Source organism: Pedobacter sp. SYSU D00535, from assembly GCF_017355855.1.
Taxonomy (GTDB): Bacteria; Bacteroidota; Bacteroidia; order Sphingobacteriales; family Sphingobacteriaceae; genus Desertivirga.
Genome location: NZ_JAFEWD010000002.1, coordinates 1 through 17,164 on the forward strand (window position 1 = coordinate 1; position 17,164 = coordinate 17,164).

Sequence of the window (17,164 nt, forward strand, 5' to 3'; positions counted from 1 at the left end):
ACTTTGGAAGCAGCTGTTCCCATATAAAAAGCGGCCGAGCTGTGTTCGTAATCTTCAATACGTTCCACCAATGCGTTTTTACAATAGGTGACTCTGCGAGGAAGCAAGTTAAGATTTGAAACATCGAAGAAAGACGCAGAGTCCCTTCCTTTGCTATGGCTGCTGCACAGGAGACTCTGCGAGGAAGCAAGGAAGACGCAGCGTCCCTTCCTTTGCTATGGCTTACGCATTGGAGACTCTGCGAGGAAGCGAGGAAAGAGCGTATTATTCTTTCTTGTAACTGCTTTTTTCCGCAGAGTCTCCTTTAGGGACTCTGCGGTTCTACTGCCCTCATTAAATCTAGATCTTGTAATTGAAGAATAGAAGTCAGTGCCACTTTGGAAGCAGCTGTTCCCATATAAAAAGCGGCCGAGCTGTGTTCGTAATCTTCAATACGTTCCACCAATGCGTTTTTACAATAGGTGACTCTGCGAGGAAGCAAGTTAAGATTTGAAACATCGAAGAAAGACGCAGAGTCCCTTCCTTTGCTATGGCTGCTGCACAGGAGACTCTGCGAGGAAGCAAGGAAGACGCAGCGTCCCTTCCTTTGCTATGGCTTACACAGAGGAGACTCTGCGAGGAAGCAAAGAATCCTGAGAAAGATTTGAAACATAGAAGGAAGACGCAGAGTCCCTTCCTTTGCTATGGCTTACGCATTGGAGACTCTGCGAGGAAGCAAACATCGGAGGAAGACTAAGAGTCCCTTCCATTGCTATGGCTGCTGCACTGGAGACTCTGCGAGGAAGCGAGTATAAGCCGCCAAGCGTTCGCTTGGTTGTTCATATCCCCTCATCCATCTGATTTGGTGTCCATTTCCTTAGTCCACCGATCAAAAATAAAAGTCCAATAAAGACAGCAATAAGCGAGTAGGTTATTTCCAGAAATTGGTTTGCTTGTTGTTTTTCCAGGTCAAAGATTAGTTCTCCGATTCCGCGCACTAAATAAATACTAGCTATTACAAAAATTACCGGTCTCAAGAATGGTAATCGTTTAAAATGTTTGCCTGCTGAAAGTCCGTACAGTCCAAAAGTGAAAAAAACGATGGCAACAAAGATTGTTAGCAAATAAGGTAATGAAGCATGTGTTTGAGCGAGTTCTGTCATTTCTTTTCCGATGCCTGTTACTTCAAACATTTTATCGGCCCAAAATAGCCCTAAAATATGTGCGAATGCAATGAGTATGTTTATGTAACCGCCAAGCTTTAGCATACCTCCCTTAATTTGTTCCAAAGTAAATAAGTCCGCTAATAACTAATAGCAAAATCCACTGTCCAAGTTTCAAATAATTCTTTGGAAACTTTTTCGAAATGGCGATAGTCAAAGCCCAGGCAATCGAATAAGCTAGAAAATAAACTGCCAATAGTTGCAGGAGCGTTTTTTCATCTTCAAAGTAGTCTGAGAAATTAATCAGTGCAAGTCCGATCGTCGCCAACAGTAAGTCTACCGAAACCAGATGCCAGCCACCTCTTGCCATGGTCCATTTCTCCCTTTTCTGATAGTTGTCGTCAGTTTCGTTTGTCGGTTCGTTTACTTTCAACTCTTTGTCTCCTACAAACGTGTGAAGCGCAAAAGCGAGAAACGTTAAGATGTTGGCTATTAATATCGGTATATTCATTTGACTTTGTCTTTTTTAAAGTTGTGAGGTTTTAGTTCCAAGGCATGCTAATGACCTGGGGTTTAGGGACTTTGCGGTAAATCCGCATAGGTGACTCTGGGTAGAAGGAAGACAAACTGCTCACTCATTGATCCACCTCCGCCTATCGGCCCCTTTCCAGAAATTACATTCGGGAAAGGCTCGCCAGCGGAGGACCGCCCTGCTCAACCAACCTACTAATCCCAATTGCTGTTTTTTAGTTAACAGTTTTTAGGCTTCCGCTATTTATCTGACCATACCGCCAACTCATTTCCCGATGGGTCCAAAAAATGAAAGCGTCTGCCGCCCGGAAAGGCAAAGATTTCTTTTGAGATTCTACCTCCGGCTTGAAGGATCTTGTCTCTGACCAGGATTAAGTCCTCATGGTATAAAATCACCAGCGCTCCATTCACCACGTGCTCGCCGGACTGTTCAAAACCTCCCTCCAGTCCGCTTTCAGAAAAAGCGATGTAGTTGGGACCATAATCAATAAAGTTCCAGTCAAAGGCCTTTTTATAAAAAATCTTTATTTCCTGAAGGTCGCCCGCTCTGAACTCCACGTAGTTGATATGATTGTTCTTCATATAGAATTAGCAATACCCAAGTATCTTAAAAATTATAGGACTGTCAAAATTAAGTTTAGCTCCCTTTCAGTTGCAGGCCGGGACCTCTTCACCCACAAGTAGTTTTCCCGTTGTCGTCTGTATTAGTACCTGATTTTGAATCAGCAGAAGCAGATGAAATAGTGACTTGTTTTATAAAGATGGCTACAGAAAACTTGAATTGGATACCGGTAGCAGAGATAACGCCTGATGACCTGGTAGATATTCTTCTATTTGACGCAAAAGAAGGGCAATCGATTGGATTTTTTTTTGAAGAAACCGGTAGGTTCGTCCGGGCTGTGGACGGAGCAAAGCTCGAGCATATTACGCATTGGATGCCCTTGCCTGCCGATCCGGGTAGTAGATGATATGCAGTTTACTGACTGCCCCGACTGCTGATGTTCCAACACTGATAAAAGCGCTGCATTGGTCGCGCTCCGCATCTGTACTACCCCAATGGCCCCTTAAAATCATGGCCCAGAACTTCCAATCGTGAATGCTTGCAGGCATTTAGCTTATTCATGTTGAAATACACAATTGGATTATACATTGACCATTACTTCATATGGGATCTGCTGTTGGAGTAGATATAATTAAGATAATAGGTGAAGCCCTGAGAGGCGTGTACTTATCAAAATGGTACTATTTCAACTACTATTGGTACCCGGCGACAGAGCCGATGGGGCTAAATTTGCAACATCAAAATAACATTAAGAAAATCACGATGGCTAAAAAAGCATTAATTCTAATAGACATTCAAAACGAATATTTTGAAAAAGGCGCACTGGAACTTGTAAATCCGGTGCCTGCCAGCGAAAACGCAAGAAAGGTGCTTGAGCGTTTCCGCGAGCAAAACCTTCCCATCGTTCATATACAACACATCATGCCAGCTGGGGCTCCTTTCTTTATCGAGGGTACTAATGCGGTTGAAATTCACGACAACGTAAAGCCGAAGGATGGTGAAAAGCTTTTTGTAAAACAGTTTCCGAATAGTTTCCGGGATACTGGTTTACTGGAGCATCTTAAATCAAATGATATTACGGATCTGGTGATCCTTGGTATGATGACGCATATGTGCGTTGACGCTACGACCAGAGCTGCGTTTGATTTCGGATTTAATTGTACCGTTATAGGCGATGCCTGCGCAAGCAAAGACCTGGAGATAAAGAATCAGAAAGTCAAAGCAATAGATGTACATAATGCGAATCTAGCTGCACTGGATTTCTTTTATGCGAAAATTCAAGATACAGAAGAATATCTTTCTGCTTAATCGGCCCTATTAAAAAGGGTGTTAAAGGACACCCTTTTTTTGTCAATTCTGTATGTTTTAATGAAGACAAAAAGGAACCTTACATCATTTTCATCCTCTGTGGTAAGTTCTGGTCATGAAGGGTTGATTTAGATAATAAAAAGTCAGAGTTTCCTGTTTAAGAATAATGCTTCCCTATTTCCTCACTATTAGTACAGACCAGTTTGGTAGGAGAGTAATATAATTCTGGAATATGTTAAGTTGCAACATGAAAAATATTCTTGTATATATTCTTACACTGCTTGTTGCGGGCAGCGCCTTTAGTCAACAGAAAGAAGCTGTGGATGTGAAGGAATTCCGAAAAGGTATTAAACGAGAAAACGCTATTATCCTCGATGTAAGAACGCCCGAAGAATATGCAGAAGGACACCTTCGAAACTCGGTTAATATAAACTGGAAGAACCAGGAGGAGTTTAAGGCCAGGGTAGCAGGACTCGAGAAAACCAAAGCCTTCTTTGTGTATTGCCGCTCAGGCAGCCGGAGTGAAAAGGCGTCCGAATGGCTGCGTGTCAACGGATTTTATAACGTGAAAGACCTCAGCGGAGGTATACAGGCCTGGGAAAAGGCAGGTAAACCAGTGGTTAAGAATAAGGATCAAAGGCGATAGACGTCCTAAGGCAAAACTTGTTAAGTATTATTTGCTAAGGATTAATGAACAAGTGTATCGAATACCCTGAAATTCCATAAGACTGAATGCGGCGTAGATTTCCTGCTGAACGTATTAGCGAGCAAGCAGGTAAAGGACAGCTATATTGCTACTGATTTTCACAATACAGATTATTTTGAGATCATTTTCTTTGAAAAAGCAAAGGGTACATTAGTACTAAACCAAAAAAGTATTCCTGTTACAGATAACTCCGTAGTTTTTATCTCCACCTTCCAGAATAGAAAATGGACGCTGGATGCAGAATGCCTGGAATTCACCACATTAGTATTCCAGGAAGACTTTTTAAATGAGTTTTTTGAAGACAAACTCTTTACTTACCGGCTCTTGTACTTTTATCAGTTTGAATACCCCCTGATTATGCCGCTTTCTACAGCCGAGATGCTAAAGGCATGCGGTCTCTTATCGGAAATAAAAACAGAGCTGGTCGAAACAAAGCCCGACAGTGTGCACATTATTCGCGCACTGCTGTATTACTTACTCCAATCGCTTAATCGCCAGTATGCGAATCGAAATAACTTATCCTTAATCAAGTCGGAAAATAACTACGCCTATCAATTCAAGAGACTACTTGAAAATCATATTCGGAAGAAGCAACGTGTAAACGACTATGCAGAGATGTTGGGTATTAGCCGGATTTTTTTAAACAAGGCCGTCAAAACGCAGTTCAACCAAACGGCCACTGATATCATAAAGCAACGTCTCCTTATTGAAATCCAAAACCTGCTGATTTATTCCAATAAAACCCTTAGCGAAATTGCTTTTGAACTGGGTTTTTCGGAACCCAACCACCTCATGCGTTTCTTCAAAAGCCAAACAAATCAGACTACTTCGCAATTTCTGGCCGATCATCGGTCAGCCTTCAAGTAGATACTTTTCGAAAGACCGGTACTTTTACCTATCTGTACGCTCTTAAAGCTGCAATAGAATCACCAATAGAGACTACAACATCCCCTCTTAGGATGTGTGAACGGCTATTCTTTCCTATTCAACCTAAAGGTTAAAATAAGCAGCACTGATATGGAGCCCAAATCCCTACCCGCTGGCTCCCCGATTTTGTATGAGCCCTCTAAACTTCCGCATTTAATCCATATTGAGTCCACCTTATTGCATAAATAGGTGGACTCAATACCGATGCTATCCCGCAATAAAGAGGGTTCGAAAGAAGTCGGGGGGCCATCAGGGCAAACTCGGGTAGCAAGAAGTAATAGTTAAAATATTCTCTTTGTTTCGTGTGATAATTAACTAGTTAGTATATTTGATCAACAAAACCTTATTCATCTATAACCTAATAATTATCCAATGGCAGTCATTGACAAAAAAGGAGTACTCCACGGCTCCGTTTCCAACATTGTTTACCGCAACTGGCGTGATCTGAACGTTGTACAACTCAAACCGCATGAAGTGCGGCAAACGCTTGCCAGTAAAGAGGCAAGTCTTGAATTTGGTCTCTGCAGCAGTACCGCTAGAGTGATCCGCGAAGCGTTTAGCTGGGCTTATAGAGGCTATGATGGCGGAATGATTAACCGCTTTAGTTCGGCCGTGAGAAGGAGCGTCTATGCTTCCTCCAAAGCCAGGGGCGAGCGCGACATCCATGATGCGGACCTGAGTTTCCTGAAAGGTTTCCAGTTTAATACCAATTCACCGCTTGACAAGGTGCTGCGAGAGCGGCCCACAGCGGAAATGGACGAGGAAAACCGCGTCAGGGTTCAGCTGCCGGCTATCCGCATGTCGGATATCAAAGCTCCCTTTGCCCACCAATACGTCGTCCGGCTGCTGCTGGTGGCCTTCGATTTCCGCAAAGAAGTGTTTAGCTATGTGGGAAAGCGGGAGATAAAGATCAACGACCAACATCCGTTTGAGGGCGGCGAGCTGGTATTCGATGAAGTGATGCCCGAAGGCCGCCTGCTGGTATTAAGTATCTCTGTTCATGGCTATAAGGAGGTGTTGTCGGGCGACCTGGAGACGGTTAATTCAGCGGCTTGGAGCCCCGCAGAGCTGCTGGGAGCATGGCAGTTAGCCCGGGAGGAATCAGACCAATCGGCAGACCAGTCGGTTAAACCAGCCAGGCAAGCGGATACACCTTACCGGAATATTCCTTTTTCCAGCGAAAGCAACCAAATGAAGCAAAACATCGCAGGGCTACGGGAAGAACACCTCAAAAAGCAAAAGCCGGAACCCAGGCGACCGAACCAGGAGGTAGCAGAACGAACGGTCTTGCCGACAGGGGATGTGAGTTTTAAAAGGGGTAGGTAGGGATATGCTGTTTTGAGGTATTTGTCTTCTAAGAGAGTTGTTGATTGAAAAACGAGTATTCGGTTTAGTAAATGGTCGAGCAGCGCTGTCCTCCGCTGGCGAGCCTGCCCCGAACGTGATTTTCGGGAAGGTGCCGAAGGCGGAGGTGGATGAATGACTCGGCAATGTACTCGCGGTTAAAATACTTACCATTTAAGGACTTGCGGTTGATATGTGATGAGTGGCTCATCACTTTCAAGCTAGTTCCAGTGTGATAGAAAGCAGCGAGAATCATATCCGGCCAACCGCCAATGGCATTCAGGAAATGTTAAGAACGGGAGTCATATTGGTCAATGTCTGTTCCCATCCTACGTACCAGATTTGTATCCTTGATTCATTTTTTTCATATCTTTAGTCAACCTCGCCTTGGTTCGTGTCGCCACGAACCAACTTATTCCTGCCGCTTTGGTTCTTTAGGCTCCATACATAAGCCGACAGGAACAATAAGAACCCTACGCTGACAGTAAATAGGTACTCCCCCTGGCACTGCAGGGGCAGTGCATCAGACAAAATCCGTTAAAGCCTATATTCCCCTTACCTCAACCTACCTTTGCTCTTTCAGTCGCGCAATCCTTTTTAAGCTCCTTATCTCCTGTTGCTTCTTCAGTGAAGAGTTATAGATCTGTTCGTCAAACTGGAGGTCATATTTTCCAAAAGAGTAGAGGAATACCTTGTTGAAGGTTTCGATGGTAGGTTCAGACATCTGCTTGATTTTTGCCACTTCCAGCAGCCAGGTATATACCGGTTCCTCATGGTGCTGCAGCTGACTGATGGAGGATTTGGGGATGAACAACCTGTTTAACGTGTTCACATTGTTTACGATTCCTCCTTGTTGGACAGACCATTTACCAATTGTCATAATGTTCATTCTTAGATAGATTAAAAAACGGGGTCGACGGTATAAAGGTAAGGATCGCAGCAAGAACAACAAAGTTCAATCGAATCAGAAAAGCTGGCTATCGCCCCACCTATTCCTCTCTTCTACAAGACCCGTTTTTTCATTTTATCCAGCGCTTTCGCGAAATGAGTAGCGCCCGGCTTCGCCAGTTTTACAGCTTTCAGCTGCGTTTGCTCGGCCTCATGGTAGAGCTCCAGACGGTACAGAATATGAGCCAGGGTATCGTAGTACTCGGGCTTTGGATCCAGTTTCAGCGACTGTTGGCTCCACAGCAGGGCTTTACTCAGTAAGGCTTTGTCTTTCGAGAACAAGTACACACGCCAGGCGGCATTGTTGAGTTCCAGGGGAGCACGAAGTATGCGATTGGCTTGGGCACGACGAGCAAAGAGCCGGTTGGTCTCTTCATCGTATAAAGCCGGTGTCTCGTTACGTTCTGCCCGCAGTTCCCGAAGGATCTCCGGAAACTCCGTCTTGTATTTTTTAGTAGAATCAGCGGAGACACCGGAAAAGTTGCGATCGATAAAGTAGGGGAGATGTCCCAGGAATCGGGCGGTGTCTTTCACTGCCAGGTAGTACCTCAGCATCTGCTGGTCGTAGGCCACCTGGCCTTCTTTATAGTCGTTCTTCCGGATGTTTCGCTGGTACTGGGCGATCTTTTCGGCCAACAACTGGTTCTTTCGTTTGACGGCCTCCTCATGAGTATTGTAAATGATATTGCGGTTGATGATAGACCGTTCCCTAAGCGGAAAGCTAATCCAGGCACTGTCGGCGATACTTCTATTGGAATAGATCAGGTTATACAAGGGGCTGGTGTATACGGGACCGGTATGAAGTAAAAAAGCGGAGACAGGGATCGTATTGATACTTCTCAGAGGAAGCTGCCCGGCGTATTCTTCTGCCAGCCGATGATTAAGCTGGATGCCTAACCGCTGCCGTTCCCGGATGTATTCTTTCAGGAAAGTAGTGTCGCGCCTGCCCTCCTCGTGGCTCTTGTTGTACCACGAAAGGGTTTTGCTGCTGTTCAGTCGCCCGCTGGCTTTTTCGATCAGGCTCAGGATGCGTTCGCGGTTGTTGAAAGGAACAAAGAAACGATCGGCAATCTCGCCGTTTTTATCTACGAAGACCAGTCGCGGGCAGCACTCAAAAGGGAACCTGCTATTGAAGGCGATCCAGGCCGAATCTTTGGAGTCGGGTATAAAGTTGATGAAGCGCTGGTTCAGAACAACCGTTATGCTTTTGTCTTTTCGCAAATCGACGTAGCCTTCTGGAACTTTCGCCGTTGCGGAAGGGATGATCAGGACGCATAGCGGCTTATCTTGCTTTTCTGCTTCTGTAAGGGCCGATTTAAAACTTCCTTCATGGAGTTGAAGTTGCGCCTGTACGCCTGTAAAGATCAGGAGGCAGGTGATAAGGAGGAAAAGGTGTTTCATGGGTGTTAAGGTTACACCGTAAACATAGGAAATTTCGCACTGGAAAAAAATAGGATGGTGGTTGGTTCGGGGAGATATGAACGCAGGTGGAGAATGATGGTTGATGGCTAAGTAATAGCAAGAATTTAAGACCAGTATCGGAATCTAGTCTTAGCGAGAAGTAAGACAAACAAAGTGCCTTCGTCCGCCCTGGTCATGAACCAAGGCAGAGGCCCTAACCCTAAGGCTCCACAGGCAATACTGACCAATGCATTACTTCTGTCAGCGTATATCCATCGCATTCACGTATAAAAGAATTCTTCGGCGCATAGTAGTAGCCGATGGCTAGTCCTTGAATCTTATCAAATAATAACACATCCTTCATACATTCTGGCAACGCCTTGTCTAACTTGTTCCAACTCATGGTACTTAAACGTTTGGGATTAGAAAAAGGTGCAGATAGATTAAGATATATTCGAGGTGCTGGAAGGGGAGGCATCGACTTCGAAAATCGATCCTTTGGTTTGTGCCCTTCCTATACACCACATTGTTGGATCATTTCCTGTCTCGGGTGGAGGCGAGCAGATAATAAGATCAGGACAGGCGATTTTTACAAACCTATGCGACTACTTTTTTGCAGCTCTAATAGCAATACCTAGAGCAGGCCCGGGAACTATAGAGGCTTCCTGCAAATAAAAAAATAAATGTTGTAACATCTTAAATCTCACTTCGTAACAGTGCCTGAAAAACAAAAGAAAGGCGGATTTGCCAAAGCTTCGCCGGAATCTACTTTATGAAATTTTTAACACCAACAGCACAGCTTTCAGCGGCACAGACACAAAGCGGACTTCGTTACATCGTTAAAGAAAGTCTGGCAGGGGAGATCATGGTTAACCTGACAGGTGGAACTTTCCTGGTTTCTATGGCCATATATATGGGGGCAAGTAATTTTCAGATCGGGTTGCTGGCTTCGCTGCCTATTTTCACTAACGTTTTCCAGTTATTATCTATCTGGTTGGTGCAGCGATACAATAACCGGAGGGCCATAGCGGTATTAACTTCGTTTGTAGCGAGGATCGCCCTGCTCGTGGTAGGTTGTCTTCCCTTACTCTTTGGAAAAAGTGTTGATGTGAATGTGATCATCGTGCTGCTTACGGTGCACTATTTGTTTGGCTCACTTGCCTCGGCCAGCTGGAATTCATGGATGAAGGATCTGGTGCCCGAGAAGATCCTGGGTCAGTATTTTTCGTACCGTACCAAGCTGATGCAAATACTGAGCGTTTCGACGAGTCTGCTCGTTGCTTTTTTTATCGACTTCGTCGAGTCGCACTATCCGCAGAATTTGAATATAGCCTATTTCGTCATGTTCCTGCTAGGTGCGGGAGTCGGCATGGTGGGCGTCTATCTATTATCCAAAGCACCCGAACCGAAGGCTAAGCTGGAGAGGACACAGCTGTTTAAGTCGTTTCAGAAGCCTTTGAAGGATAAGAATTTTCGCAAACTGATTGCCTTCAATTCCTTTTGGAGTTTCGCCCTCGATCTGGCTATTCCTTTCTTCTCTGTTTACATGATGAAGACAATCGGTCTTTCTCTATCCTATGTGATGGCCTTTGTTATTCTGGGACAGCTGAGCAGCATCTTTTCAATCAAGATGTGGGGCCGTTATACGGATCGTTACAGCAATAAGACCATCATACGGATTTGTGCTCCGGTATATATCGTCTGCATTATGGCGATGGCTTTTACAGGGCTTCCTTCGGGTAAATTATACAGCATTGTGCTGCTGGCAGTGATCAATGTCCTGAGCGGGATCTCTACGGCGGGGATCAACCTGGCCATCGGAAATATTGGTTTGAAGCTGGCGCCGAGAGAAGATGCAATGACTTATATCTCGGTAAAAAACATTATCGTTTCTTTCTGCGGTGCGGTAGCGCCGTTGGCGGGTGGACTGCTGGCCGATTTTTTCGCCCATCACGAGCTGCAGTGGAACATCGAATGGCAGGGCGCCGAAGGGCTTACGGTGATTCACCTCATCAGTTTGAAGGGCCTGAATTTCTTCTTTATCATCGGTGGTCTGCTGGCCATGTTCTCCCTGCGTCTGCTACAGGACATCAAAGAAAAGGGCGAGGTGCAGAAAGAGCGGGTGGTAGGCTATATGCGACTGAAGGTTCGTTCAAGGATCAAGGATAATGCAGCCGTTCGCGGTATCAGCAATTATCGCCCCGGCGTACTCTCGCAGGGAGTCAGAAAGATGCTGAAGCAACCCATTTTCGATAAGAACCAGGGGGCGGAGGCTTAGCTTCCCGGTTGCCGGATTTATGGATGCCGGCTTTCACATAGCGCCCGGCGGATTGACAATAGCGCCGTGTGGCAGTGGCTTCTGCTGCCAGCCTCATAAACTCATTGCTAAGCCCGCCTGCCGTCATCCCCGGCGCCCGTGGGAAGTATTTGAAGGGGGACGATGGTCGAGAAAACACGAACCAGATGCGGGGTTTAAAAATTCTCACAACTTACAGCCTTTAATGTGTGTTAGATTCGAATAACCTTATATTCTGAACTATGAAGCTCTCTCCCAAAGCTGAAAGCGTATATGCGCAGTTGAATCGTAATGCCACCAAATTGGGCGACTTACGAACCACCGCCAAAGACATCAAAAAGGACCATCAACTGGCTATGGAACTATGGTCCACCGGCGAGTACTTGCCCCGGCAACTAGCCATTTTAATTATGGATAAAAAGCTCTTGTCGCAGGAACTGATCGATAAATTCGATCAGGACATACAGTGTCACGGGGAGGAGGAGCGGCTTCAACTAATGGATTGGCTGCTGGCGAACCAACTTTCCAAAGACAAGAAAACCATAGGGCTCATGGAAACCTGGGAAAATAGCCCTTCTGTACTGCAGAGACGAACGTTCTGGTACTACCAGGCTCGTTTGAGGTGGGTAGGGCAAACACCTCCTGCTAACAGTGAAGAACTGCTTGCTGCGATCGAAGAACGAATAGAAGGGGAGAAGCCGGAAGTGCAATGGGCGATGAATTTTACTGCCGCTCAAATTGGGATCTTTCAGCCCGAACTCCGAGCCAGATGTATTGCTCTTGGTAAGCGGACGGGTTTGTACCGGGATGAAATAGTACCCAGAGGATGTACACCCAATTATTTACCTGAATTAATATCTATACAAGTGACGAAGCTGAAGAAGTAGGGCATCTTCTGGTCGTAGTGTCTCTCCACGGTCATTTTCCAATTCACCGGGCTCGTTAGAATCGTTCTCTACTATTTGTTCCCTTTCGGGTTCTATCGACTTGATTCGTATCAAGCGAACCCGAAGTAGGGAGGAATAGTTCTCTTATGAGCTGTACTCAAACGGCACCTCATTAGAAAACATAAACCCTAATTTGCTTTCCTTTATTAATTCAAGCTATGGACATTAATAAGGCCTATGAATTAATAAACGCCAAGCTTAACCTTTGGCTACGCGAGTTTATCCGTCTGCTGCCCAATCTTGCAATAGCTGCACTGGTATTGGTTTTGAGGATATCTTGCACGACTGGCGAAAAAACTGGCCTCCGTGCTCTTCCGGCGGATTACTCATCATCAGGTCCTTAACTCTCTTTTTGCAAATTTTATTCATGTATTGGGAATCGTTATTTTTGAATTACATGATGCTCGAGAGGTGCCAGGTGGCGGCAAGCTGGTTCTCGAAAGTTTCTCTACATTAACTTTGTTTCAAGTGATAATGAGTGCTTAACCGCAAAACCTTACAATATTAGCGCTGAACTTGAAAAAACTTAAAGTCAAATTTCACAATGAAAGGTTTCAAACTGATAGGACTAAAATTAAAAGGCAAAACAAAGAACGAACACGGACAATCAGGAAAAGACTGTGGCGAATTGTGGCAGTATTTCGAAGCAAACAAGATTGCAGAACTAATACCGAATAAAACTTCGGGTGCAATTTATGCTGTTTACTATGACTATGAAAATGACGAGAACGGGCTTTTTTCGTATTTCATTGGCTGTAAAGTGGAAGAAAACACGGAAAAACCCGAAAATCTCGATGAACTAGTAATTCCCGAGCAGAGCTACCAGAAAGAAACTGCAAAAGGTCAGATGACTGCTTGTATAACAGAGGCCTGGAAACGGATTTGGAATTCGCCAACAAACCGAAAATTTGGGTTTGACTTTGAAGTGTATGACGAAAGAAGTCAGAATTGGAAGGATGCAGAAGTCGATATTTTCATCTCGGTAAAGTAAACACCTGCTGCTGGTCAAACCTCTCGCTACGATTATTTTCGTTGCGGCTCGAGTTGTTTAGTATTACCTATGATCCTTGCCTTTCCGACGAAGAAGGAGGAATCTTTCCTACTAATACTAGTCGATCTCTCCTGCTTCGAGATGACAAAGAAAGCGGTGACAAATGAAGACTAGTCTTATTGATCAAAGTGAAAAAAGCTCAGGATTCGGCTTTGTCCGTAATCCTGAGCTCCCGACCTGTCAGCTGCGGGTCCTGCAATTATCTCCTTACTGCTGCCTGAATAGACACCCACATCTCAAATACGAACAATCCCCTCGGATGCGTTTTGGGAGTGTCCAGGTGATTTAGGAATACCCCGCGGCTGTCTGGCTGGTAGCCACTCTCCGGCAGCCATTCCTTATACAAATAATCCCAGGCCTGGAAGCACTCAGCCATCGTCCCTTCTTTGTGCAGGACAACGTATTTGCCTCCCGGTATTAGTGTCTTCCCGATGGGGCCTTCAGCACGGGTCTGCCCCGGCACTGTCAAACAGACATCTGCCTGCACCCGTCCATCTTCATCGGGCATACTCCGATAAACCGTCAGAGCCTTCGTCTCTGGGAAATTGATAAGCTCTTTGGGTTTCGCCCAGGTGAATAAGGTTTCGAACATCGTTTCGAATCCTGCCGCATCATGTACGTGTATAGATAGATTTCTAAGATATACCACGTGCTGATCGCGTAGTTCTTTCACCTGGCAGTTGAAAAGATTTTTTTGTTCCATATCACTTGATTTTGGTAATACGGAACGAAAGTATTTGTCCTCCGCCTGCTGATGGTGTCCAATCTTGCTATATTTATTTAAATACATCATTCGCCAGTCGGAGGGACTCATCTGCGTACTTTTTTTAAAGCTTTTGCTGAACGAGGAGGTACTTGAAAAGCCAAGGTCGTAGGCAATTCTATTTATAAAGACCTCCCGGGGGAAGATCAACTGATAGCGGGCCCGCCCCAAACGCAGGCGCTGGTTGTACTCTCCCGGCGAACATCCGAGAAGGGTTTTAAATACCCGTGAAAAATGAAACTTTGAGAGTTGAGCTACTTCTGACAATTCCTCCAGTGACACCTGTCTGTCCAAATGAAGCCTCATAAAGTCGATCGCTGCATTGACCCTTTTTTGATACTCTATAAGCGACTGCTCCTTCATTATTTGTTAAATGACGAGCAAAACTAGGATCTTTGAGATGCTGGTCAAGTGTTTTTTTATCCCCTCATCCCTAACGTTTCTTCAATGGGAGAAGGGGAGCAAGCACTGCATGATTGGAAAAGCTATGCTTGGTATTCTTGTAGTAGTGGCTGTTATAGTCATTGTTGGCTTCTGGTTGAGTTGTTGGTATTGCTTACCTTCCTTGTCATTCCGACGAAGGAGGAATCTATTTCACCTATTGCTAGTAGATCTCTCCTACGTCGAGATGACAAAGTAAGTGCTGGCTAATCTTCATCGGTTCGAACTCCTCGGCCATATTTAAAAGAAGGCCAGTCTTAAATTTTTAAAGAAAAACGGGAGGAATAGCACGCTGCTCATCATGCGCCGCGGGAGCGAATAAATTCTGCTACCCCGTTATTCACCTCCTCGTGTCGCTCCATCAATCCCATGTGTCCGGCCGGTTTTAGAATTATCAATTCGCTACCAGGGATCCTGCCATTCATTTGTTCACTTGCTTCCGCTTTAGTTAAGCGATCAGAGCTGGCCGCAAAGATCATCACAGGGATATTGATCTCACTTAGTACAGGAGTAGCATCATAATTGAACATACCTAACACTCCTCTGGCCGTTACAGCAGGCGGCGCCATTGCCGATAGAAGGCTGGCAAAGTCAAGTTGAGATGGCGATTGAGTTCCTGCAAAGGTTAAGAATCGCGTCATTAGAAGCATGTTACCGTTGGCATAACTCATCCATCTGCTCAGCCAAACGAGTGGGGAGAACACAATCATTAACCAACAGATTGGTTTGAGAACCGGGTTTTGAATGGCGGCTAAAAGGCCGCTTAAAATAGCCGTTTTAGTAGGGTTGGTATAGGTAGTGTGTTGCAGAACCAGTCCTTTTATGCCGTTTAACTTTTGCCTGAACACCTTGCAGAAAGTTAAAATCGTCATTCCCCCAATACTGTGACCCCATAAAACAGGGTTTACTGGTTTCGTTTTTTCCAGCACATCATTTAATACCGACGCAAAATTCTCCAAAGAGAAATCCTTATTATCAGGCCTCCGCGATTTCCCCAAGCCGGGCAGATCAATCAAAATCAGATGGTAATCCTTTTCGAAGTATTTTTTTTGATAATACCATTGCATGCTGTTCGAATTCCAGCCATGAACAAATACAATAGCCTGTCGGCCCTTTATACCATAATGTTCTATATTAATGAGGGAACCATCAGCGCGTCTAAGTTCCTCTTGTTCCCGGCTCTTTTCCGGTCGTGGATCATCCTCATTCTGTCTCTTTTTGCTAAACAGGGCTTTAATGATGCTTTTGCCACCAAGAAAGATATAGATCAAAAGTGCAACTGCTCCAATCAGGCACTTGCGGGCGTATTCGTCATCCAATGTGTCGCGATTCAAGTACCACTCCCGCCAGAGGAAAATGTCCACTCCGAGGAAGACCAGAGACAATAAATCGGCAGCTAATAATCCTAGCAATAGTAAAGGCATAGTAAGATGTTGAGGTTATTTAACGTTTTGTTGCTTTCAAAAACAAAAAGCCTCCGGCAGGAAGCTTTTTGTCATTTAAATCACTAGTGGGAAGTGCTTATTCCTCTGTCTATATGATGGGTATGGGAGTGTTCCGATTGAGTAACGGTGAACAATCCTGCACCAATTTCCAGAATCCCCATAATCAGGTGAGGCAGATACACTTGTTCGTCAAAGTTGAGTAACCATGGAGATGCTGCGAGGAAGATACCGGCAATGACGTCCATGGTTAAGTGTCCCGACATAGGAAGGACCTTTTTTCCACCGCCCTCGTAATCTGTGATGAAAGACATCACAAGAATTAATACACCTACAATGACTGCCGACCACTTAGCCGCTTCAACATCTGCAAACCCTAAAATCCAGGGAGCTGCAATTAGTATGATCCCCGCCATATAATCTAATACTGCGTGGAACTTTCTGCTTATGAATCTCATAGATAAAAAAATTTAATTTCCACCTATGTAGACAATAGGCATGCCAGTTATGGAACGTGTAGAAATAAGAGTGAGAATGAGTAGGATTTGTATGAAAAGTCAATGGGGATTTACCTGTATCTATCGCCTTGGTACCTGTTTCCACAAATCAATTTGATGGTTTCATCGTCTGCTTAGATCTCTCCTGTATCGAGATGAAAAAGTAGGGGGAGGTAGACGAAGATGTGTCTTATTCGTACTGGGTCTAGAATCGGTATTGCGCACTTTCCTAGTCATTCTGACAAAGGAGGAATCTATGCCCAAGGATTACCAGAGGATCACTCCTGCCTCGAGATGACAAAGTATTATCTAACCTTACTACATCACCTGTTAAACTGCCTTCTGCAATACTTTCTCGTAGGCCCTTCTCGGGCTGCCTCTGAAGTACACTTCTCCGCAGTAGACATAGTCCAGTTTTTCAAAAGTCTTCATCATGGCGATATTGTCAAAATTCGTATCTGCTTTGATGCTATAGATCTCATTGCTAACAGCATAGTCTTCCACAAACCCAAGTATGCGTTTTGCTAAGCCTTTTCCTACGTGGCTTTCTGAAATGGCTACCCGGTGAATCACCACAAAATCGTCATTCGTTAGCCAGGTTCCTTCGATCTCGGCATAAGCTGGCTCGTCATTCACCAGCACTGTGCAATAACCAATAACAGTATCCCCCTCAGTCAGCACAAATCCAGCTCCCGCTTCAATGTCTTTTTTTATTACCTCCGGATTGGGATACCCATCCTGCCATTGATTGCTGCCATCCTCTTTTCTCCGAATAATAGCCTGGCGGATTATATCCCATATCGGTTGCAGCTCTTCCATTACTGCCTTCCTGAACGCGTATTCCATAAATGTCTAGTT

18 protein-coding genes are annotated in these 17,164 nt (G+C 44.9%); 8 read left to right on the forward strand and 10 right to left on the reverse strand.

Translation table 11 applies throughout. The annotated features are described in order from the left end of the window. Positions 1 to 818: 818 nt before the first annotated feature. The 3 genes from J4N23_RS04340 to J4N23_RS04350 form a co-directional block, all read right to left on the reverse strand. Positions 819 to 1,268 carry a hypothetical protein gene (locus tag J4N23_RS04340; RefSeq protein ID WP_207425805.1) on the reverse strand — a complete coding sequence of 150 codons (450 nt, stop codon included), beginning with the start codon at positions 1,266 to 1,268 and terminating at the stop codon, positions 819 to 821. After that, positions 1,255 to 1,653, reverse strand: coding sequence for a hypothetical protein (locus J4N23_RS04345; protein ID WP_207425806.1), 399 nt, complete (start codon positions 1,651 to 1,653; stop codon positions 1,255 to 1,257). Before J4N23_RS04345 ends, J4N23_RS04340 begins: the two co-directional genes overlap by 14 nt. A gap of 260 nt (positions 1,654 to 1,913) precedes the next feature. Further along, positions 1,914 to 2,255: a VOC family protein gene (locus tag J4N23_RS04350; protein ID WP_207425807.1), complete on the reverse strand. Its 342-nt coding sequence runs from the start codon at positions 2,253 to 2,255 to the stop codon at positions 1,914 to 1,916. Between the two features lie 179 nt (positions 2,256 to 2,434). Between J4N23_RS04350 and J4N23_RS04355 the strand changes: the two genes are divergently transcribed. The 5 genes from J4N23_RS04355 (at position 2,435) to J4N23_RS04375 (ending at position 6,502) form a co-directional block, all read left to right on the forward strand. Beyond that, positions 2,435 to 2,641 carry a DUF551 domain-containing protein gene (locus J4N23_RS04355; RefSeq protein WP_207425808.1) on the forward strand — a complete coding sequence of 69 codons (207 nt, stop codon included), beginning with the start codon at positions 2,435 to 2,437 and terminating at the stop codon, positions 2,639 to 2,641. A 197-nt stretch (positions 2,642 to 2,838) separates the two neighbouring features. After that, on the forward strand, positions 2,839 to 3,543 hold the full coding sequence (locus J4N23_RS04360; RefSeq protein ID WP_242689115.1) for a cysteine hydrolase family protein: 705 nt from the start codon (positions 2,839 to 2,841) through the stop codon (positions 3,541 to 3,543). Between the two features lie 247 nt (positions 3,544 to 3,790). Next, positions 3,791 to 4,189, forward strand: coding sequence for a rhodanese-like domain-containing protein (locus tag J4N23_RS04365; RefSeq protein WP_207425809.1), 399 nt, complete (start codon positions 3,791 to 3,793; stop codon positions 4,187 to 4,189). 417 nt (positions 4,190 to 4,606) lie between these two features. Then, entirely contained in the window at positions 4,607 to 5,116 is a 510-nt protein-coding gene (locus tag J4N23_RS20925; protein ID WP_242689117.1) for an AraC family transcriptional regulator, read from the forward strand. Positions 5,117 to 5,548: 432 nt separating this feature from the next. Next, complete coding sequence (locus J4N23_RS04375; RefSeq protein WP_207425810.1) at positions 5,549 to 6,502, forward strand: hypothetical protein; 954 nt, start codon at positions 5,549 to 5,551, stop codon at positions 6,500 to 6,502. 64 nt (positions 6,503 to 6,566) lie between these two features. On the opposite strand, the gene J4N23_RS04380 is transcribed toward J4N23_RS04375, so the two are convergent. From J4N23_RS04380 to J4N23_RS04390, 3 genes are all read right to left on the reverse strand, one after another. Further along, complete coding sequence (locus J4N23_RS04380; RefSeq protein ID WP_207425811.1) at positions 6,567 to 6,731, reverse strand: hypothetical protein; 165 nt, start codon at positions 6,729 to 6,731, stop codon at positions 6,567 to 6,569. A gap of 354 nt (positions 6,732 to 7,085) precedes the next feature. Beyond that, entirely contained in the window at positions 7,086 to 7,409 is a 324-nt protein-coding gene (locus tag J4N23_RS04385) for a hypothetical protein (protein WP_207425812.1), read from the reverse strand. 113 nt (positions 7,410 to 7,522) lie between these two features. Continuing rightward, entirely contained in the window at positions 7,523 to 8,869 is a 1,347-nt protein-coding gene (locus tag J4N23_RS04390; RefSeq protein ID WP_207425813.1) for a hypothetical protein, read from the reverse strand. 772 nt (positions 8,870 to 9,641) lie between these two features. Here J4N23_RS04390 and J4N23_RS04395 point away from each other — a divergent pair. The 3 genes from J4N23_RS04395 (at position 9,642) to J4N23_RS04405 (ending at position 13,103) form a co-directional block, all read left to right on the forward strand. Further along, a complete protein-coding gene (locus J4N23_RS04395; RefSeq protein WP_207425814.1) occupies positions 9,642 to 11,147 on the forward strand; it encodes an MFS transporter in 1,506 nt (501 codons plus the stop codon). 260 nt (positions 11,148 to 11,407) lie between these two features. Continuing rightward, positions 11,408 to 12,052: a DNA alkylation repair protein gene (locus J4N23_RS04400; protein WP_207425815.1), complete on the forward strand. Its 645-nt coding sequence runs from the start codon at positions 11,408 to 11,410 to the stop codon at positions 12,050 to 12,052. 604 nt (positions 12,053 to 12,656) lie between these two features. Beyond that, positions 12,657 to 13,103, forward strand: a complete 447-nt coding sequence (locus tag J4N23_RS04405) for a GyrI-like domain-containing protein (RefSeq protein ID WP_207425816.1) — start codon at positions 12,657 to 12,659, stop codon at positions 13,101 to 13,103. 259 nt (positions 13,104 to 13,362) lie between these two features. On the opposite strand, the gene J4N23_RS04410 is transcribed toward J4N23_RS04405, so the two are convergent. The 4 genes from J4N23_RS04410 to J4N23_RS04425 form a co-directional block, all read right to left on the reverse strand. After that, positions 13,363 to 14,289 carry a GyrI-like domain-containing protein gene (locus J4N23_RS04410; protein WP_207425817.1) on the reverse strand — a complete coding sequence of 309 codons (927 nt, stop codon included), beginning with the start codon at positions 14,287 to 14,289 and terminating at the stop codon, positions 13,363 to 13,365. 377 nt (positions 14,290 to 14,666) lie between these two features. Beyond that, positions 14,667 to 15,791 carry an alpha/beta fold hydrolase gene (locus J4N23_RS04415; RefSeq protein ID WP_207425818.1) on the reverse strand — a complete coding sequence of 375 codons (1,125 nt, stop codon included), beginning with the start codon at positions 15,789 to 15,791 and terminating at the stop codon, positions 14,667 to 14,669. A gap of 83 nt (positions 15,792 to 15,874) precedes the next feature. Next, positions 15,875 to 16,267 carry an SPW repeat protein gene (locus tag J4N23_RS04420; protein ID WP_207425819.1) on the reverse strand — a complete coding sequence of 131 codons (393 nt, stop codon included), beginning with the start codon at positions 16,265 to 16,267 and terminating at the stop codon, positions 15,875 to 15,877. A 369-nt stretch (positions 16,268 to 16,636) separates the two neighbouring features. Then, positions 16,637 to 17,152 (reverse strand): GNAT family N-acetyltransferase, encoded by a 516-nt coding sequence (locus J4N23_RS04425; RefSeq protein ID WP_207425820.1) that lies wholly within the window; start codon positions 17,150 to 17,152, stop codon positions 16,637 to 16,639. Between the last annotated feature and the right edge of the window lie 12 nt (positions 17,153 to 17,164).

Coding starts and splice junctions, on each gene's coding strand:
- J4N23_RS04385 (WP_207425812.1), bottom strand. CDS start 7,409: ATGAACATTATGACAATTGGTAAATGGTCTGTCCAACAAGGAGGAATC.
- J4N23_RS04345 (WP_207425806.1), bottom strand. CDS start 1,653: ATGAATATACCGATATTAATAGCCAACATCTTAACGTTTCTCGCTTTT.
- J4N23_RS04400 (WP_207425815.1), top strand. CDS start 11,408: ATGAAGCTCTCTCCCAAAGCTGAAAGCGTATATGCGCAGTTGAATCGT.
- J4N23_RS04410 (WP_207425817.1), bottom strand. CDS start 14,289: ATGAAGGAGCAGTCGCTTATAGAGTATCAAAAAAGGGTCAATGCAGCG.
- J4N23_RS04405 (WP_207425816.1), top strand. CDS start 12,657: ATGAAAGGTTTCAAACTGATAGGACTAAAATTAAAAGGCAAAACAAAG.
- J4N23_RS20925 (WP_242689117.1), top strand. CDS start 4,607: ATGCCGCTTTCTACAGCCGAGATGCTAAAGGCATGCGGTCTCTTATCG.
- J4N23_RS04355 (WP_207425808.1), top strand. CDS start 2,435: ATGGCTACAGAAAACTTGAATTGGATACCGGTAGCAGAGATAACGCCT.
- J4N23_RS04360 (WP_242689115.1), top strand. CDS start 2,839: ATGGGATCTGCTGTTGGAGTAGATATAATTAAGATAATAGGTGAAGCC.
- J4N23_RS04375 (WP_207425810.1), top strand. CDS start 5,549: ATGGCAGTCATTGACAAAAAAGGAGTACTCCACGGCTCCGTTTCCAAC.
- J4N23_RS04380 (WP_207425811.1), bottom strand. CDS start 6,731: ATGAGCCACTCATCACATATCAACCGCAAGTCCTTAAATGGTAAGTAT.
- J4N23_RS04425 (WP_207425820.1), bottom strand. CDS start 17,152: ATGGAATACGCGTTCAGGAAGGCAGTAATGGAAGAGCTGCAACCGATA.
- J4N23_RS04350 (WP_207425807.1), bottom strand. CDS start 2,255: ATGAAGAACAATCATATCAACTACGTGGAGTTCAGAGCGGGCGACCTT.
- J4N23_RS04390 (WP_207425813.1), bottom strand. CDS start 8,869: ATGAAACACCTTTTCCTCCTTATCACCTGCCTCCTGATCTTTACAGGC.
- J4N23_RS04415 (WP_207425818.1), bottom strand. CDS start 15,791: ATGCCTTTACTATTGCTAGGATTATTAGCTGCCGATTTATTGTCTCTG.
- J4N23_RS04395 (WP_207425814.1), top strand. CDS start 9,642: ATGAAATTTTTAACACCAACAGCACAGCTTTCAGCGGCACAGACACAA.
- J4N23_RS04420 (WP_207425819.1), bottom strand. CDS start 16,267: ATGAGATTCATAAGCAGAAAGTTCCACGCAGTATTAGATTATATGGCG.
- J4N23_RS04365 (WP_207425809.1), top strand. CDS start 3,791: ATGAAAAATATTCTTGTATATATTCTTACACTGCTTGTTGCGGGCAGC.